General features: G+C 39.9%; 15 protein-coding genes. 7 read left to right on the forward strand and 8 right to left on the reverse strand.

Annotation, left to right across the window (positions count from 1 at the left end):
* The first annotated feature begins 80 nt into the window (after nucleotides 1–80).
* Nucleotides 81–569 (forward strand): 2-C-methyl-D-erythritol 2,4-cyclodiphosphate synthase, encoded by a 489-nt coding sequence (gene ispF, locus DPG01_RS09350; protein WP_110974898.1) that lies wholly within the window; start codon nucleotides 81–83, stop codon nucleotides 567–569.
* Here ispF and DPG01_RS09355 read toward each other — a convergent pair.
* The 6 genes from DPG01_RS09355 to DPG01_RS09380 form a co-directional block, all read right to left on the reverse strand.
* Nucleotides 557–1,081 (reverse strand): protein tyrosine phosphatase family protein, encoded by a 525-nt coding sequence (locus tag DPG01_RS09355; RefSeq protein WP_086209253.1) that lies wholly within the window; start codon nucleotides 1,079–1,081, stop codon nucleotides 557–559. The two genes, ispF and DPG01_RS09355, sit on opposite strands and share 13 nt — an antisense overlap.
* Before the next feature lie 56 nt (nucleotides 1,082–1,137).
* Complete coding sequence (locus DPG01_RS09360; protein WP_110974899.1) at nucleotides 1,138–2,229, reverse strand: 3-deoxy-7-phosphoheptulonate synthase; 1,092 nt, start codon at nucleotides 2,227–2,229, stop codon at nucleotides 1,138–1,140.
* Nucleotides 2,230–2,368: 139 nt separating this feature from the next.
* Nucleotides 2,369–3,265, reverse strand: coding sequence for a sulfite exporter TauE/SafE family protein (locus tag DPG01_RS09365; RefSeq protein ID WP_086209251.1), 897 nt, complete (start codon nucleotides 3,263–3,265; stop codon nucleotides 2,369–2,371).
* Between the two features lie 114 nt (nucleotides 3,266–3,379).
* Complete coding sequence (locus DPG01_RS09370; RefSeq protein ID WP_110974900.1) at nucleotides 3,380–3,964, reverse strand: hypothetical protein; 585 nt, start codon at nucleotides 3,962–3,964, stop codon at nucleotides 3,380–3,382.
* A gap of 194 nt (nucleotides 3,965–4,158) precedes the next feature.
* On the reverse strand, nucleotides 4,159–4,455 hold the full coding sequence (locus DPG01_RS09375; protein WP_110974901.1) for a hypothetical protein: 297 nt from the start codon (nucleotides 4,453–4,455) through the stop codon (nucleotides 4,159–4,161).
* On the reverse strand, nucleotides 4,452–6,011 hold the full coding sequence (locus DPG01_RS09380; protein ID WP_110974902.1) for a PepSY-associated TM helix domain-containing protein: 1,560 nt from the start codon (nucleotides 6,009–6,011) through the stop codon (nucleotides 4,452–4,454). The genes DPG01_RS09375 and DPG01_RS09380 overlap by 4 nt, the downstream gene beginning before the upstream one ends.
* Nucleotides 6,012–6,697: 686 nt before the next feature.
* Between DPG01_RS09380 and lpxB the strand changes: the two genes are divergently transcribed.
* Complete coding sequence (lpxB, locus tag DPG01_RS09390) at nucleotides 6,698–7,870, forward strand: lipid-A-disaccharide synthase (RefSeq protein WP_110974904.1); 1,173 nt, start codon at nucleotides 6,698–6,700, stop codon at nucleotides 7,868–7,870.
* 69 nt (nucleotides 7,871–7,939) lie between these two features.
* Here the strand turns inward: lpxB and DPG01_RS09395 are convergent, their stop codons facing one another.
* Both DPG01_RS09395 and DPG01_RS09400 read right to left on the reverse strand, forming a co-directional pair.
* Complete coding sequence (locus tag DPG01_RS09395; protein ID WP_110974905.1) at nucleotides 7,940–10,144, reverse strand: OsmC domain/YcaO domain-containing protein; 2,205 nt, start codon at nucleotides 10,142–10,144, stop codon at nucleotides 7,940–7,942.
* Nucleotides 10,145–10,426: 282 nt separating this feature from the next.
* Nucleotides 10,427–11,359: an AraC family transcriptional regulator gene (locus DPG01_RS09400; RefSeq protein WP_110974906.1), complete on the reverse strand. Its 933-nt coding sequence runs from the start codon at nucleotides 11,357–11,359 to the stop codon at nucleotides 10,427–10,429.
* Nucleotides 11,360–11,528: 169 nt separating this feature from the next.
* On the opposite strand from DPG01_RS09400, the gene DPG01_RS09405 reads away from it, so the two are divergent.
* The 5 genes from DPG01_RS09405 to DPG01_RS09425 all read left to right on the forward strand — a co-directional run bounded on the left by DPG01_RS09405 (nucleotide 11,529) and on the right by DPG01_RS09425 (nucleotide 18,793).
* A complete protein-coding gene (locus DPG01_RS09405) occupies nucleotides 11,529–12,725 on the forward strand; it encodes an alkane 1-monooxygenase (protein WP_110974907.1) in 1,197 nt (398 codons plus the stop codon).
* Nucleotides 12,726–12,893: 168 nt separating this feature from the next.
* Nucleotides 12,894–13,361: a Cys-tRNA(Pro) deacylase gene (ybaK, locus tag DPG01_RS09410; protein WP_086209241.1), complete on the forward strand. Its 468-nt coding sequence runs from the start codon at nucleotides 12,894–12,896 to the stop codon at nucleotides 13,359–13,361.
* Nucleotides 13,362–13,732: 371 nt separating this feature from the next.
* Nucleotides 13,733–15,517, forward strand: coding sequence for an IucA/IucC family protein (locus tag DPG01_RS09415; RefSeq protein WP_110974908.1), 1,785 nt, complete (start codon nucleotides 13,733–13,735; stop codon nucleotides 15,515–15,517).
* Nucleotides 15,510–16,961: a lysine N(6)-hydroxylase/L-ornithine N(5)-oxygenase family protein gene (locus DPG01_RS09420; RefSeq protein WP_110974909.1), complete on the forward strand. Its 1,452-nt coding sequence runs from the start codon at nucleotides 15,510–15,512 to the stop codon at nucleotides 16,959–16,961. The genes DPG01_RS09415 and DPG01_RS09420 overlap by 8 nt, the downstream gene beginning before the upstream one ends.
* Complete coding sequence (locus DPG01_RS09425; protein WP_110974910.1) at nucleotides 16,958–18,793, forward strand: IucA/IucC family protein; 1,836 nt, start codon at nucleotides 16,958–16,960, stop codon at nucleotides 18,791–18,793. Before DPG01_RS09420 ends, DPG01_RS09425 begins: the two co-directional genes overlap by 4 nt.
* Nucleotides 18,794–18,816: the final 23 nt, after the last annotated feature.

An 18,816-nucleotide genomic window follows, 5' to 3' on the forward strand; every position in this document is an offset into this window, starting at 1 on the left:
GTTGCGCTGCTTGTAACTATAGCGAAAGAGAAAGCGTGAATACAAGATTTCAATCATTTATTTCTTAAAGGAAACTGAGCATGGTTGCACATATTCGAATTGGACAGGGGCTTGATGTACATGCTTTTGAAGAGGGTGAGTTTGTCACGCTGGCTGGGATTCAGATTCCACATACACACGGTTTGAAAGCACATTCAGATGGTGATGTTGTTTTGCATGCTTTAACAGATGCATTATTGGGTGCGTTGGCTTTAGGGGATATTGGTCAACACTTTCCAGATACTGACCCTCGTTTTAAGGGAGCAGACAGTCGTGTATTGCTTAAACATGTCTATCAGCTTATTTTAGACCGTGGCTATCAATTAAATAATGCTGATATTACCGTAGCATGTGAACGTCCGAAGTTAGCGTCGCATAATCTGGCAATGCGGCAAAGCATTGCAGACGTTCTTGATGTTGAAGTTACGCAGATTAGTATCAAAGCAACGACCACAGAGAAACTCGGTTTCACGGGTCGTCAAGAAGGTATTTTATCTACTGCAACAGTGTTGATTTCTCATGCAAAATGATCAGGATTGATCATCGCAAGTTTTAACTCTTGTGTTGCTTTACGACCTTGAAGTTGTAAAGCAACAGCATGTGCTAAACCTGTCCATGTGTCATTGGGTTCCCAAATTTGATGCATGGCCTCATGGGCTGTCGGCATATCCATATTCATATAATACTGACGATATAAATACATTAAACTGCTGACGCTGTAGTTCTTCGAACAGTGTACCCAAATGGTTTGTTCTTGAACTAAATGATCAATCATATCTAAGATCAATAAACATTGATCATCAGAAGGCATGTCCGACGAAATAGGTACATGTATATAGTTCAGTCCTAAATCTAAGCAAATTTGATCTTCACTGGGCAAATGATTACTGGCATTACTGAGCGCAAGATTGATCACAGTATTTACACCATACTCTTTAATTTGCTTTAACTGTTCTGCAGTTGGTTGTCCAGAAGTCAGTAAATGCTCGTGGATGAATTGAAAATTCAGGGTTTGGCTTAAGTGAGTTTCAATAGCGTTCATAATTTTTTCTTAATCATAGAATGAAAAACGCCATCCGAAGATGGCGTTTTTTAAACTTATCGGTTTGGTAAAACGTCTTTAAGTGCTTCGTGCATCTCTAGTAATACCTTTTCTGTGGTATCCCAGTCAATACAACCATCGGTTACAGACTTACCATATTCGAGGTCGCATAAGTTTTCAGGAATTTCTTGACGTCCACCTTTAAGGTGACTTTCAACCATAATGCCAATAATAGACTTATTACCATCAATTATTTGTTCTGTAATATTTTTCAGAACAAGCGGTTGGAGGAATGGGTCTTTGTTTGAGTTTGCATGACTGGTGTCAATCATGATTTTCGTACTGACTTTAGCTTTAGCCAATGCTGCTTCAGCATCTGCTACAGAACCTGCGTCGTAGTTTGGCTTGCCGTTACCGCCACGAAGCACTACGTGTGCGTATGGGTTACCTGAAGTACGAATTACAGAAACTTGTCCTTGGTTGTTTAGGCCTAAGAAGTGGTGTCCATGTTTAACAGACTGCATTGCATTCGTTGCAACAGTTAAACCACCGTCTGTACCATTTTTGAAACCTACAGGTGAAGATAAACCTGAAGACATTTCACGGTGTGTTTGGCTTTCAGTGGTACGTGCACCAATCGCTGACCAAGAGATTAAGTCTTGATAGTACTGTGGTGAGTTTGGATCAAGTGCCTCGGTTGCACACGGTAAACCTTTTTCATTTAACTCAACCAGAAGCTTACGACCAATTCGTAACCCTTTTTCAATGTTGAATGAGTCATTCATGTCTGGGTCATTGATGAGACCTTTCCAACCCACAGTGGTACGTGGTTTTTCAAAATAAACACGCATAACGATATAAATGGTGTCTTTAATTTTCTCACTTAACGCTTTTAAACGATCTGCATATTCGTGTGCAGCAATTGGGTCATGAATAGAGCATGGGCCAATAACCATAAAAATGCGTTTATCTTTACCATCTAAAATATTGCGTATTGTTTCACGACCGTGAAGTACAGTTTGATATGCAGACTCAGTGAGAGGCAATTCAGTTTTTAATTCCGCAGGTGTTACAAGCGGATGAATGCTTTGTAAGTTCACGTCATCGATATCGTTTTGGGTAATAGAGTTTGACTGTAGAGTATTCATTGCCGTCACTGGTTCGATCGTATTAAGTTGCTTTATGAGCTGAATATAACACGGTTTAGCTGAGAAAAGGTTATAAAAAAGTCGAATGAATCTTTGAAAAAAAAGTGATGAATCTTGGAGTTATTTTAAATCAGAATGCCTAAACTGAGGCATTCTGATGTGTAGAAATTTGAACGACTTGCGCAGTTTCTGCAGGTTTAACTGGTTTTGCTTTAACAGGATTCAACATAAAGTTTACCCCTAGAGCAAAGAGTGTGATGCCAAGGACTTTGCGAATAATTTTTTCAGGAAGACGCGAACTAATCAGTGTTCCGACAATAATTGCAGGAATCGAACCCACCAATAACCACATCAGGAGGTGAAAGTCGACATTGCCTGAAGTCATGTGGCCCAAACCTGCTACAAAAGTAAGGAGGACAGCATGTACTACGTCAGAACCAATAATACGAATCATTGGTAAGTTTGGAAACATAATGACCAAAGCCATAATGCCAAACGCACCAGCGCCAACTGAAGATAGTGTTACGAAGACACCAAGAACCACACCCATTATGACAATGTATTTGCGTTTCTTGCTGGTTTGAAGCTGGACTTTTTCTAAGTCTTCAGTCATGTCTGGGAGTTCATCTTTGCGTAATTTATTGAAAAATTTTTCAATTTGATTACGAAAGACAATCGACAAACCTGTAATGGTTAACATAAAGCCTAAGACCATGGTCAGTACAGCTTTATAATGTGTAGATTGGCTTAAATAGTTGTCGAGTACCCAATGTGTTGCAAAAGAAGCAGGAATACTACCGATTGCAAGCCAAAGTACAATTGGCCAGACAATATTTAACTTTTTGGCATGCACAAATGAACCACAGAACTTAGAGATTGCGGCATAAAGTAAGTCTGTACCAATCGCAATGTGAGGTTCGATTCTAAAAAGACTTATCAGGATAGGGGTCATCAGAGAGCCACCACCGACACCTGTAATTCCCACACAAAAACCGACTAAAACACCTGCGAGAATAAATTCAATTGGACCAAACATTGTTATATGCCAAATATCAAAAACGTGCATATCTTATGACGTTTTAATATAAGCCGTTGTCTTGATTGTTGATTTACTTATTCTAAAAAAAGATATAGCAAGGAATTATGTTTGCTAAGAAGCGGTTTGTGATTTAAACAATATAAGAGTAAATAGCCATAAAAAATTGAGAGCGATCATCCCACGTACAACATAGATGTGACGGGTGATGTGACGTTTCCATTTTTCAAAGTCTGCGAATGTTGAGGTATAGGCCATATCGAAGTGCTGCTGACGTGGATCAGGTACAGTGAGCTGATGAATAAAGACCTCCTTTTTTGAATTTTTTAAGTCCCAAAAAACACGTTTCAAATAATAAATTTCGATCTGCCTTACCGTAAATTGGTGACGATGAACCGATTGGTCACATAGTGTCTGAACAGGTTTTACCACCAATGCGCAGTTTGCGACCCATAAATGATGCTGTTGTTTAAATTTCAACGTACTCTTCCTTCCTTTACTGACTTCAATCGTGATTTCATCAAAGATCTTGCTTTGAATCTGTGTAGGAATCCAACTGCTCGGGAAACAAATAAAGACAATCAGGTTTAAAAAGACCGAAATCAAAAGTGTCCAGCCAAAATGATGTTTCGACCAAATCCATAACTGTCGAAGAGGAGTGATGATTTCTTGTTGTGACCAATTTAAAATTGAACGCAAGGTTTTACCCTGTGGAAAGTTGTATAAAGTGCTGATTATTAAACATGTTATAACCAAAAAAGCAGGGTACTTTAACTTAAATGATTTTGATCAGTCTATAAAATTCTGTTGAGTTTTTCTGTTTATATTGACTCGCACAGCTTTTTATTTAGGTCATGATCTAAATAAGAAGTGTGCGAGTTTAAAATAAATGCTTAGCTAGATTTGGTTGTTTTCTTGGGCTTTAAGTCATTGATGCGCAGAATCAGGATAAAAAGGATAGGGCTTGCAAATATAAAGAAACTAACACTTCCTACACCGCGACCCGTGTATTGAATCAATAAAGTTAATGCTACAGCCAATACAGCAAAAGCAAAATAGCGACAGATTTGATAATGTTCTGCACATTTCGACCAACGTGATTTGTGAGTTTTAGGTCGTTGCTTTTCACTCACCAGAAAAAGGATATAGCAGGATAATGCGATAAGGATCCCAATAATGATATAGGTCATGAATGGGTCTCCTGAGCAGCAGTATTGGCATATTTTTTCTGAATTTTTTGAACTGCTTTTTGTTGAATCGGCTGGATTTTTTGATGTAAAAAAATTGCTAATACTGCAAGGATCATAATCATAAAATCAACGCGAAAAAACAACCAATATTCATTCAAGTTATGTACATATTGATGGCTGATTAAATAGTAAAGATTGAAAATAGGCAAAGACACAGCAAGTAAAATGAATCCCTTTAATTGAGTTTTCCAAAGGTGTTGCTGTGGAGTAAGCAGTGCGATGAATAAACTGAGTAACCAAGTGCCAAAAAAGGCGTAAATCTCATAGTTGGGTTGACCTGCTTCTAACTGAAGTAAACGATTTGTGAACAAATAGCTCAGCATGGCAATTGGCAAGCCAATAATAGCTGCGGTATTGAGACGATTTACCAAATAATGTCCAAAGTGGAAGCTTTGTTTCTTATTTTGTAATTGACGTTTTAAGCTCCATAACAAAAGTCCTGAAGCAATCATGGCGCAACCTAAAAGCCCTGAAAAGAAGAATGCGAAACGTAATAGTGGCTGTGCAAAGTGCGCCATATGTAAGCCATAAACACCATTATTGAGTGTCGCAATCGCACTATTATTGCGTGTATCACCAAGTAGTGCACCAGTTTCAGCATTGAAACTGAGTTGGTCAGGACTACGTGTAATGGTTGAGTCAGTTGACGCAACAAAGTTCACTTGAGCCATGTCCGTATTAGGATGTTTGACCGTGATATTATCAATTTCAGTTTTACCCCAGCGCTGTTCATACTGCTCTATAAAGTAGCCTATGGTTTGCATAGTTGCTGGTGTTGGTTTTATATCTGATGCGATGCTAATGTTTCGAATTTCATCGAAATATTGAAAGGGTTGTTCAGGGTAGAGTTTTTTCATACCATTCGGCAGAATGAGATAAAAGAAAATGGCTAAACCTGTAAATGTAATAGTGAGAAAAAAAGGCAAAGCAATCACAGAAGTGACATTATGAAAATCCAAATACGAACGTTGTCCTTTAAATGCCCTTAAGGTAAAGAATTCCGTGAATATTTTTTTATGCGTAATGATGCCTGAAATGAGGATAATCATCATTAAAAACGCTGCGATAGTAACTAGAAGCCTGCCGATAAAATAGGGCACACCGTACAGCTGGTAGTGGAAGCCATAGAAAAATTCACCACCTTGAGTTGCAGATAGGCTGACTTCTTTTGCAGTAGTTGCATCTAAAGTCTTACTTTCATAACCACCATCGGCTTTTTGCCAGTAAATTTTATTGACTGGTGAACTTGTACTTGCCACACCTATATACCAACTTTGCGCATCTGTGGCATTTTTTTGTAAGTATTGATATGCTGACTGTATCGCGGTGTCTTGTTTGACTTGCATGGTGACAAATTGCGGCTGCATCCACAGATTTATTTCATGACGATAATAGGTTGCAGTACCAGTTAAAAAAATTGCAAACAATAGCCAACCAAATGTCAGACCAAGCCAAGAGTGTAGCCATGCCATTGATTGGCGAACGGATTTTTGCATGGTTTAACCTACGAACTTCAGCATGAGAAAAAAGTATAGACCCAGTGAAAAGGTCACAAGACTTAACTTTTTTAAGGATTGAACACAAAAACTCAAAATAACAAAAATGGTAAAGAAAATCAGAGATAGAAAAGCCGCCAAATAAATGGATTCTGCTTTAGCTAAGTGAGGGTGAAAACCAAGGGTAAGCAACTCTGATAACATGGATGTACATAAATAGCCTAAGCCAAATGCGATCAAAAACCGAAACATAACGGTTATAGGGTATTTAAGCTGACTTAGGGGCATAAAGATCACATGAATGAAGTCATAAAGGGGCGGCTTAACGTTGTGCTCACTAATCATTGAACCTAAATTTAATATTTAAGCAAAACACAATGATCTCTATTATGCGTATAAGCAATCTACGTAGCCAAAATACTAGGATTGAGCAGCGTAAATAGAGCAACCAAGCACAGATAGAATTAACGATAATGATTCTCAGTAATTCTATGTTCTAATAGGTCTCTAGTGCAATAATTAAATGATCGAAAATTTAAATTAACCCAAATTTTTTTCGTGTTCTTTAGATGTGTTAAATAGGTCATTCATCTTATATCTGCAGTATAAATAGAAAGAGTCGACCAATACCCATCCCAAAAGACGCTATGTTATGATGCATGGGTTGAAAAATAAGGAATAATGCTTTGCAAAATCGGAAACTTAAAATTGGAATCGTGGTGGGTGAAGTATCAGGGGATACTTTAGGTGCTCAACTTATTCGTAGTTTTCGTGAGCAAGGAATTGATGCAGAATTTGAGGGCATTGGTGGCCCACAAATGCTTGCAGAGGGTTTTAACAGCTTTTATCCGATGGATATTTTGTCGGTCATGGGGCTGGTTGAGGTTCTAAAAGACATTAAAAAACTTTTTGCAGTGCGTGATGGGCTGGTAGAGAAGTGGACTGCTCATCCTGTCGATGTATTTATAGGGATTGATGCGCCAGATTTTAATTTACGTCTTTCAAAAAGTTTAAAGCAAAAACAACTGCCCATAAAAACAGTGCAGTACGTTAGTCCTTCGGTTTGGGCATGGCGTCAGGGACGAGTGCATGGCATCAAAGCCTCAATTGATTTGGTGTTGTGTTTGTTCCCGTTTGAAAAAGCATTTTATAAAAAATGGGATGTTCCCGCTGCATTTGTAGGACACCCCTTGGCCAGCCAATTGCCTTTGGAAAACCCAATTTTACAAGCCAAAGAAGAACTGGGTTTAGATCTGAGTCAAAAGCATATTGCTTTACTACCGGGAAGCCGACGTGGTGAAATTGAACGACTCGGTCCACTGGTTTTAGATGCTGCAAAATTGCTCTACGCCAAATATCCAAACTATCGCTTTGTGATACCTGCGATTAATGATGCGCGTAAGCAACAAATCGAAGCTTTGCTTAAGCAGTATCCAAAAGCACTGGTCGACCAAATTGATTTACTTGAAAACTCAGGCACCGAGTCTAAAATTGGACGCCAAGTGATGAATGCAGCCAATATTGTGGCATTGGCTTCTGGTACAGCAACCTTAGAAGCTATGCTGTTACACCGACCAATGGTGACCTTCTATAAGTTGAACTGGCTCACTTATCATGTGGTGAAATTCTTGATCAAGATTCAATATTATTCATTGCCGAATATTATTGCAGGCAAGAAAGTGATACAAGAATTAATTCAAAAAGATGCAACACCTGAGAAATTGGCAGCTGAAATTGAAAAATTAATGAATATTGAAACCGCACAGATTCAGGCCATGCAGCACATTACTATGCATAAACAGTTACTTGCAAGTAATAGTGAAAACCCTGTTGAGGCGATTTTAAATATTTTAGATTAATTTTCTTTAATACATAGTGATAGTGAAGTGAGAAACAACCCAAACGTATTTGGGTTGTTTCTTTTTATTTTAAGGTTTTAGTCCAACAGCTTTGGCACGAGCAGCGTGTAACTTTTTATAGCTGTCGATTAAACGTAAGTGACGGTCTAAACCTTCAAGTTTCATACTGGTTTCTGTTAAACCATAGAAACGAATACGGCCTTCAACTGTGCCGATTACCGCATCCATACGTTCATCACCGAACATACGACGGAAGTTGGCTTCATATTCTTCCAGTTCCATGTCGTCATCTAACATCACTTCGAGCACGACATTCATACACTGGTAGAACAGGCCACGTTCAACGGTATTGGTGTTGTATTGTAAGAATGCCTCAACCAAGTCTTTTGCTTCCTCAAACTGCTCTAATGCAAGATAGATGAGTAGTTTAAGTTCAAGCAGAGTCAATTGACCCCATTCGGTATTGTCATCAAACTCAATCCCGATCAACGTCTTGATTTCAGTATAGTCGTCTAGCTCACATTCTTCTAAACGTTCAACCAGTGCTTCAAGCTGTTCATCGTCTAAACGGTGTAAGTTGAGGATGTCTTCACGGTAAAGTAGTGCTTTGTTGGTGTTGTCCCAAACCAAGTCTTCAACCAAGTAAATTTCTGAGTAACCCGGGACCAAGATACGGCAGGCTGTTGCACCCAAATGTTGGTAAATGGCCATATAGACTTCTTTGCCCATATTTTCCAAAATACCGAACAGCTCATCAGCTTCATCAGCATTTGAGTTTTGGCTTTGATTGGTAAAGTCCCACTCGACAAAGTCATAGTCCGATTTGGCACTAAAGAAGCGCCATGACACCACACCACTTGAGTCAATGAAGTGCTCAACAAAGTTATTGGGTTCGGTGACTGCATTTGAGCTAAATGTTGGGCGAGGTAAGTCATTCAGACCTTCAAAACTACGACCTTGCAGTAGCTCAGTTAAGCTACGCTCAAGCGCAACTTCAAAGCTTGGGTGTGCACCGAAAGAGGCGAATACACCACCTGTACGTGGGTTCATAAGGGTTACACACATGACAGGGTATTGACCGCCTAGTGAGGCATCTTTCACCAGTACAGGGAAACCTTGCTCTTCTAAACCTTGAATGCCCGCTAAAATGCTAGGATATTTCGCTAAAACCTCTTGCGGTACATCTGGCAGGGTCAGTTCACCTTCCAAAATTTCACGTTTAACCGCACGCTCAAAAATTTCAGACAAACACTGTACTTGTGCTTCAGCTAAGGTGTTTCCTGCACTCATCCCATTACTGAGGTATAAGTTCTCAATCAAGTTTGATGGGAAGTAAACCACTTCAGCATCACACTGTCGAACAAAAGGCAAAGCGCAAATACCGCGCTCAGTTTTCCCTGAGTTGGTGTCGTATAAATGCGTACCTAACAGTTCTTCTTCAGGGTCATAAATTTCAAGCGTATATTCATCCAGTACGCCTTCTGGCATTTCACCATTTGGACCTGGCATGAACCATTTTTCATCTGGATAATGCACAAACTCGGCATTGGCGATGTCTTCACCCCAGAACTGGTCGTTATAGAAGAAGTTACAGTTCAGACGTTCAATGAACTCACCCAGCGCAGAAGCTAAAGCACTTTCTTTGCTTGACCCTTTACCGTTGGTAAAACACATTGGCGATTGTGCATCACGAATATGTAAAGACCACACATTCGGCACAATGTTACGCCAAGAAGCGATTTCAATTTTCATGCCTAGACCAGCCAAAATACCTGACATATTGGCAATAGTTTCTTCTAAAGGCAGGTCTTTACCTGCAATGATGGTACTGGTTTCAGAAGCAAGGCTTGGAATAAGTAGAGCTTGTGCGTCAGCATCAATGCTTTCTACTTCTTCAATAATAAATTCAGGGCCTGTTTGAATCACTTTCTTAACCGTACAACGGTCGATAGAGCGCAAAATACCTTGGCGATCTTTTTCTGAAATATCCGCTGGGAGCTCAACTTGAATTTTGAAAATTTGTTTATAGCGGTTTTCAGGGTCAACAATGTTGTTTTGAGACAAGCGAATGTTGTCGGTTGGGATGTCACGTGCCAAACAGTACACTTTGACAAAGTAAGCCGCGCAAAGCGCAGAAGATGCTAAAAAGTAGTCAAATGGACCGGGTGCAGAGCCATCACCTTTGTAGCGAATCGGTTGATCGGCAATGACTGTAAAATCATCGAACTTCGCTTCTTGGCGAAGATTATCGAGATAATTAACCTTGATTTCCATGCTGGCACCTAAATTTTCTTATATGTCAGCATGGACATACAAGAGATAAAACATTGAAAAATAAGCCGAATCACGGATGAAAACTGGACTTAAAAAAGTGTGGCTAGAGCGAAAAAGAACAAACAAGCAGTGGTTTGAAGCCATCTCTAGCAAGGATGCGGGATATTATAGTGTGATTTTCACAAGATGCTAATCTTTGTCTGCAAGTTCAAGGTATTTATCTGGGCACAGAAAGACATAAGTAGAGAGAAGATTGCTATTAAACCATTAAGGACGAGCACTTTAAGTTGGGTTTGGATGATTTCTATATTGGCTTGGGCTCATTTGATACTGTCGTTTAAAGCTTTGGCTAAAAGCCGTTTCTGAGTTGTATCCGACCCGATGTGCAATTTGTTGAATGCTACCTTGTCCATTACGCAGGTATTGGGCGGCTAAACGCAGACGATGCTGTTGCAAATAAGCCAAAGGGCTGGTGCCTAAAATTTGGCTAAACAATGTGGCAAATTTAGATCGTGACATACAACACTGTTCTGCAAGGGACTCAACTGTCCAAGGCTGTGCAGGTTCCGCATGAATTTTAGCAAGGGCATTGGAGAGTTCAGGATGAGATAAAGCACTCAGCCAATTGTTCGAGTCTTGCAGCGCGTCAATATAATCACGTACACATTCAATTAATAAAATACTGACCAAATGATCCAAAATTTTGTCGCGACCCGGGCGTATGCGTTGGACTTCTAGAGCGAGAAACTGCAATCCAATTTGCAACCATTCAGGAACCGTGCTGAGGTCTTGGTGTTGCAGGTGAATAAACGCGGGTAAGGCTTGTACCAATGGACGCGCCATAATAGGGTCCATATGTGCATGTAAGGCCAAGATTACGGTTTTTTGTTGTGTCGCATCACTTCCAAAAGTGACTTCTTTGTGTTGGTTTTGAGCAAATAAGTCAGAAATATCGAATACTTCTAATAGTTGGTCTTTGCTTGACGACCGACATTCATGACTTGGCCCCGAAGGGAGTAAGATCAGATCACCTGCTTCCGCTCGTATGCTTTGTTTGTTTTCTAGGTAAATATTGAAATCACCTTGTAATACCGCATAGGCCATCATTGTGGATTGTTCGCTATAGCGAAAAGCCCACTCACCATACGGTTTAAGGTAGAGGTACTCAGATTGGTTGAGGTATATATCTTCAAAAATTTTACTTAAAGCATCCATACGTTACGATTTCTATTCTTTATTTTTGGGTCTTGATATTTGATTTAGGGTCAATTTTAGTCATTTGAGGTCAAGGACGATTACGCTGTTTTCTTGGACGTTAGCAACTGTTTTTTATGTCCCATTTCTAGAAATATAAAGGCATAACAAGAAAATTGGAAGAATGGTAATGAATGCATCAGTGAAAATGACGAATTCTAGCGTAGTCGTTAAAAATGCAGCAGGGATGGATAAAAAGCGTTTTGGCTGGCTCTTGAGTCCTGGGCTTCCTGTGATTGGCATGGGCATTTTAGCGGGCTATCATTTTGGTCCAAAACCCACTAAGAAAATATTTGCCTTAGGTGGACCACTATTATTACATGTCATCATTCCAGCGGTCGATGCTTTGGTTGGTGCAGATGAGAACAACCCTTCAGATGATGAAATTAAGGTCTTGGTGAATGACCCGTACTATGACCGTATTGTGAAATTGTTCATTCCGCTACAAATGGCAGCCAACCTGTTTGCAGGTTATGTGGTGACCCGCCAAAATGTATCAATGCTCGACCAAATATTATTGGGTGTCTCCATGGGGGCAATTAATGGAGTAGCAGTAAATACAGCACATGAGTTGTGCCATCGTCCTAAAAAATCAGATCATTATTGGTCACATATGACTTTAGTGCCGTTGGTCTACAATCATTTCCGTATAGAGCACCCTTATGGACACCATAAACGTGCTGCGACGCCAGAAGATCCTGCTTCATCGAAAATGGGGGAGACTTTTTATGAGTTTTGGCCGCGGACTGTTTTGGGTGGATTGAAGTCGGCGGTTGAAATTGAACATAAACGCCTAAAAAGCAAAGGCCTGTCATTCTTTTCCAAAGAAAATGAACTGTTTCATGGATGGGCAATGAGTGCGGGCTTTCATGCAACCATGTTGAAATTGTTTGGTAAAAAAGTAGCGCCATATCTAGTGACACAAGCATTTTATGGGGTGAGTCTGTTTGAAATTATTAATTATATTGAACACTATGGTTTAAAACGTAGCCAAAAAGAAGATGGCAGCTATGCGCGAACCATGCCTGAACACAGCTGGAATAATAACAACATTGTGACGAATTTATTCTTATATCAGCTACAACGCCATTCAGATCACCATGCCTATCCAACCCGCCCATTTCAGGCCTTAAGACATTTTGATGAAGCCCCAGAGCTACCGAGCGGTTATGCCACCATGTTGATTCCAGCGTTAATTCCAAAGCTGTGGTTTAAAATGATGGATCAACGGGTGTTTGATCACTACCAAGGTGATTTGACCAAAGCCAATATCTTGCCTAAGCGCCGTGCTCAAATCTTTAAGAAATTCGGATTAAGTGCTGACTAAGCGACGATATTTCAGCGATAACAAGCTGAATACATGGTTGACATTGAACTTACAGTCATTGCTTTACTGAGTGCTTGTAAGTTCGATGCTCATGTAAAGGTCTACCGCTAAACATTCCTTTTTAAAAGGCTTATACTGCGATGTATGTAATGAAAATATTGAACAGTAATGACACCAGCAACCAAACTTTTGAAAGCCAATAAAATCGAATTTTCTATTCATGAATATGAGCATGATGCCAATGCAAAAAGCTTCGGGCTCGAAGCTGCGGAAAAATTAAACTTACGTGTCGAAGAAGTGTTTAAAACACTGTTAGTGACCGATGAAAAAAACTATTTTGTTGCAATTCTTCCTGTACATCATCAGTTGAACTTGAAAAAAGTGGCGCAGGCTGTAGGTGCCAAGAAACTAAAAATGTCCGATCCTAAAGATGCAGAACGACTGACAGGTTATTTGGTCGGAGGGATTAGTCCTGTAGGGCAGAAAAAAAGGTTAAAAACTGTAATTGACCAAAGCGCAGAACAGTTGGAAAAACTATATGTCAGTGGCGGAAAACGCGGATTGGATATCGGTTTAAAGCCTCAGGATTTGGCCAAAGTACTTTCTGCTAGTTTTGCTGATTTGTTGGATGAATAAACAGCGAATCTTGCGTTTACTTTTAGTTTATTTTAGAGCCCATTCAGGTCATCTGAGTGGGCTTTTTTCAATCTAAAATAGAGAAAATTTATAGTTCAGATCAATTATAAATTCATAAACTATCATTTAAAGCTATGGTGTAATTTCGTATACTCTATATTTAAAAAACTGATTAACAATTTAAAATAAATATAAAACAATACTTTATGTTGTTTTTTGGGTGTTTTTTTCAAAAGTAAACAAAATTGCAAAGATAAATGATAATAATTACCATTAACATGCTTTACAGCGTTGGCCAACGTGAACACCTTTAAGAAACATAATTACATGAAATGAGCTTGAAATAAGCTTTTATAAGAGGATATGGTCAGATGAAAGAGCAAGCCAATCGCTTGGCGATGCAACATCTAGTCAATGCATACTCACAAGAAACAGGCAATTCTAATTTGCTTGAGAAGTATCAACAAAACTCAACTCAACTCGCGTTTAGCCAAGGTTTGACGCTGTTATCTTTACCACTCAATTTAATCCAAGCACAGCTTTTTGTTCCTTTAAGCTATGTCAGCCGTGTTGGGCGACATCGTATTGCTGCTTTGCCTCAAATTTTTCAAAAAGGTCAGAAGCTTAACTTTAGCTCAATTGCAATGGTCAGTCTGCTACTAGAAGAGTTGGTTCAGCAAACCCAAGGTCAAGTAGACGCAGCCTCATTATTAGAGCGTTGGATTCAGAGCCGTGACGCTTTACAACAGTTTTTAAATATTCGAGCAGATGATTTTGATGAGCTTGTTCAGGCTGAGCAAAGTTTTATCGCATCTGAACAAGCTTTGATTTTAGGGCATAGCATGCATCCTGCGCCAAAAAGCAGAACAGGCTTTGTACATGAAGACTGGCAGAAATATTCACCTGAAGCCAGAGGACAAACTCAACTTCACTATTGGCTAGTGGCACCCGAATATATTGCTGAAGGAACAGCACTTGATAACCCATTTTCAGAGCAATTGAAGCAAGAAATTCAATGGCATCTCTCAGAAGCCGAAAGTGTCACGCTGTCTACCTATGCTCATTATAAATTATTACCCTTACATCCGTGGCAAGCCCGCTATTTACAAAGTAAAGCGTGGTTTAAACGTTTAAAAACGAAATTGAAAATTATCGACTTGGGTGAAAAAGCATGGCTCTTCTCACCAACAACATCTGTTCGCACTCTAGCTAGTTTTAGTGCGCCGTGGATGTTGAAACCTTCGCTTTCAGTGATGATTACTAACTCTATACGTGTCAACTTAGCCAAAGAATGCCATCGCGGTGAAATGACGCATCGGCTTTGGCATAGTGAATTGGGCCGAGATATTTTAAAACAATGCCCAAGCCTAAAAGCGGTCAATGATCCTGCATGGATTGCTCTACAGCTGGATGGTGAAATTATTGATGAAACAATCTGTATCGTGCGTGATCAGCCATTTGATCTAAAACAGCAAGTGACATGTATTGCTTCATTATGTCAGGACCATCCTATAAAAGAACGCAATCGTTTTAACGCATTATTTGAGCAAATCGCAGTTCAACACAGGCAAGATGATAAAATACAAATTGCCCACGACTGGTTTAAGGCTTTCTTAAATATCAGTCTGAGCCCACTCATGTATGTTTATCATCGTTACGGAATGGCCTTTGAGTCGCATCAGCAAAATGTCTTGGTTGAGTTAAAAGATGGTTGGCCAGAGTTGCTGTGGCTACGTGACAATCAAGGCTTTTATTATATCGAAGAGTTTGCAACTGAAATTTTACAACAGTTCCCAGAGCTGAATGACAAAGCTCATGCGGTTGGCCCAAAGGCATTTGTCGATGAGCGTTTTAGTTATTATTTTTTTGGTAATACCTTATTCGGCATCATTAATGCCATTGGTGCAACAGGCTATGTAAGTGAACACGATTTACTTACAGTGCTTCAGCAATATCTATTGGAGCTTTTAAAACAATATCCAGAGAGTAGTTTAATTCAGAGTTTGTTGTATCAGCAGACTTTACCCTATAAGGGCAACTTGTTGACCCGATTATATGAACTAGATGAATTAATAGCAGCTGTTGAAAATCAGTCGGTCTATATTCAGTTAGCCAATCCGTTATGTATCAAACAAGAGGATGCTCTCTATGCTTGATTTTATTGCGATTGGCCTTGGGCCATTTAACTTAAGCCTTGCCAGTCTGTTGCATGAAAAGACGGAATTAAGCTATCTGTTCTTTGAGAAAAAAGCGCAGTTCGACTGGCATGCAGGTATGCAACTCCCCAATACAGTTTTGCAAGTTCCATTTATGGCAGACCTGGTGTCGATGGTCGATCCGACTAGCCCGTTGAGTTTTTTGAATTATTTAAAAACACAACAGCGCTTATATAAATTCTACTTTCTTGAACAGCAACATATTCCACGTAGTGAATACAACCATTATTGCCAATGGGTGGCAGATCAACTCAGTCATATTCAATACCAATCAACAGTTAAGGCCATTTATGCTAAAAGTGAAGGTTATGAGGTCGTGGTTGAACAAGGTGGCCGTTTTATCCGTTACTTGTGCCGAAACCTAGTAATTGGTTCAGGTAACTTGCCTTATTTACCTGATTGTTTACATAAGTTACAGCAGCAAGTTCCTGAGAAATGTATTCATTCATCAGACTATTTGACACATCAAAAAGAAAAACTAAAAGGTAATGTCGTGGTCTTAGGTTCAGGCCAGTCTTCTGCTGAGGTTTTCTTGGATTTGTTCGATCAGCAGTATCAACATGATCGTACAAAAATAGCAGACTTCAAGTTGCACTGGCTGACGCGTTCCAATGGCTTTTTCCCGATGGAATATGCCCCTTTAGGGTTGGAACATTTTAGCCCGAACTATACCCAGCATTTTTACACGCTTTCGGAGTCACAAAAAGCTGCGCAGTTAAAAGATCAAGCGTTGTTGTACAAAGGTATTAGTGCCAAAACCATACGAGATATTTACCAAAGGCTCTATCACCGTAGTATTGCATCTACCCTGCAAAAAACACATTTGCACGCTCAAATTCAGTTGCTTGATGCCGAGTTGATGGAAAGTCAGCATATCAGATTAAGTCTTGAACATACGGTAACTCAACAGCGCTTCTATATGGATGTTGACTTTGTGGTTGCATCCACAGGTTATTACAGCCCTGAGTTTTCATTTTTGAAATATTTAAAACCTTTGATTGCAACCGATCAAATGGGGCGCTGGAAAGTCAGTCAAGATTATCGTTTACAGCATAGTGCGATGGGCGAAATTTTTGTGCAAAACCAAGAGATGCATAGTCATGGTGTTGGTACACCAGACTTAGGACTTGGTGCATTTCGAGCAGCGACGATTGCCAATCAATTGCTCGGTTATCAGCTCTATGAAATAGGAAGTAATGAGCAGACTTTCCAGCATTTTAAACCTGAGTTAAACCCCGAAGTGTATGTGCAGCATGGCATATCCACTCAGAGGGTATCAGTTTCAGTTCACTCTTTATCCAAGTCCAAAAATACTGAACAGCAAAAAATACAAACAGGTCTACATCCATCTATGACGGCCTATACATTCGAGAAAATAATATGAACTTTGCACAACTTCAAGTGAATCAGAAACAGTGGCGTTCAGCAGGACAGCGTTTAATCGAAATGGCGATTGCTGAATTTTTATATGAAGAAATTATTCAAGTGACTCATTTAAGAGACCACAGCTATCAACTTCTTTTGGATGATCAAAGCTATACCTTTAAAGCTCAGAACTATTTATTGGGACATTGGCAAATTGAGGAGGGTTCGGTACGCGAGTTGGGGGCGGTTGAGGATATTCCTGCATGGAACTTACATACTTTTATTCGCGCCTTTTCAAATCAAACTGAAGTTAAGCCTTTTACTAAGGCGTATTTGATCAAAGAAATGAACAATACATGGTTAGCTGAAGCGCATTTATTTGATGAAAGTCGTTTAAGCAGTGCAGCGGTATTGACCGCATCGCATCATGAAATTGAAGGCATGTTGCGTGGTCATCCGTGGTTGATTATGAGTAAAGGTCGGATGGGTTTTGGTTATGATGATTATTTAAGTGCTGCGCCAGAACTTTCTCCAACTGTAAAAGTACTATGGCTAGCAGTCCATCGTGATCTAGCGGAATTTCGCTCTACCAAAGAGTGGCAAGCGGGGACACTCTATCAACATGAGTTAAGTGCAGAACAACTCACAAATTTTGAACAACAATTACATGACAGAGGCTGCTCTTGTCGTGACTATTTCCTCATTCCCGTACATGCATGGCAGTGGCACCAATGGTTAATGCCAACGTATGCTAATGAAATTGTAGATCAGCGTATTATCGAGTTAGGTATTGGAGACGATGACTACGTGCCGATGCAGTCGATTCGCACGCTTTGCAACATTAGTCAGCCTGAGCGGCATTATGTCAAATTACCAGTCAGTATTTTCAATACCGCAGTGTATCGAGGATTGCCATCTAAACGGAACATCGCAGCCCCAGCCGTCACAGCTTGGCTAAAGCAGATTCAATCTCAAGATCCAGACTTAAAACAGTCAGGTGTTGCATTCTTAGGTGAAGTCGCAACATTGACCATCCATCAGCCATGCTTTGATGAGATTGAAGGCGCGCCGTATCAGTTTAAAGAACTGTTTGGATGCTTATGGCGTGAAAGTATAGACCCAGTGATTGGAACTGGTGAACAGGCACTTTCGCAAGCAGCTTTGTTACATCGAGACATCAACGGACAGTCAATATTAGCTGTGTTGATTCAGGCCTCAGGTTTGAGCCCATTACAGTGGTTAAAACGCTTTGCTGAAGTATCTATTACTCCACTCTTAATTTGTTTGTACAAATATGGCTTGGCTTTTTCTCCACATGGGGAAAATACCATGCTGATTCACACCAATGGCGTACCGCAGAAAATGGTGCTGAAAGACTTTATTGATGATGTCAACTTGGTCGATGAAGACTTCCCAGAGTTGGCTGGTTTACCTATTGAGGGACAAATTTTACTGCGACATCCTGCGCAGGAACTCAGTCATTTTATTTTCACTGGGCTGTTTATGGTGCATTACCGCTATATCTGTAATGTATTCCTACAAGACTATCCTGAGCATAGTGAAGTTGAGTTTTGGCAGACTATTTCATCAGTGATTGATGCGTTTCATCAGTCGCATCCAGAGTTGGCAGAACGTATTGAAAAATTTGCCATGTTTAGAGCAGAGTTTGAAAAGATTTGTTTAAACCGTGTGCGCTTATTTACCACCAGTTATAACGATGAGGCAGAACGTCCTGTCCCTGTATTTTTAGATCCAATTGCTAATCCTGTCAGCCCTGAAACCTTAAAACGCTGGTCAGAACAGGTAGCGAAATCAACTGATGATACAACTACAAAGCGTATCGCATCGTAAAACACTAAAAAATTAGAAGGCTT

Source organism: Acinetobacter sp. WCHAc060042 (genome assembly GCF_003231195.1).
Taxonomy (GTDB): domain Bacteria; phylum Pseudomonadota; class Gammaproteobacteria; order Pseudomonadales; family Moraxellaceae; genus Acinetobacter.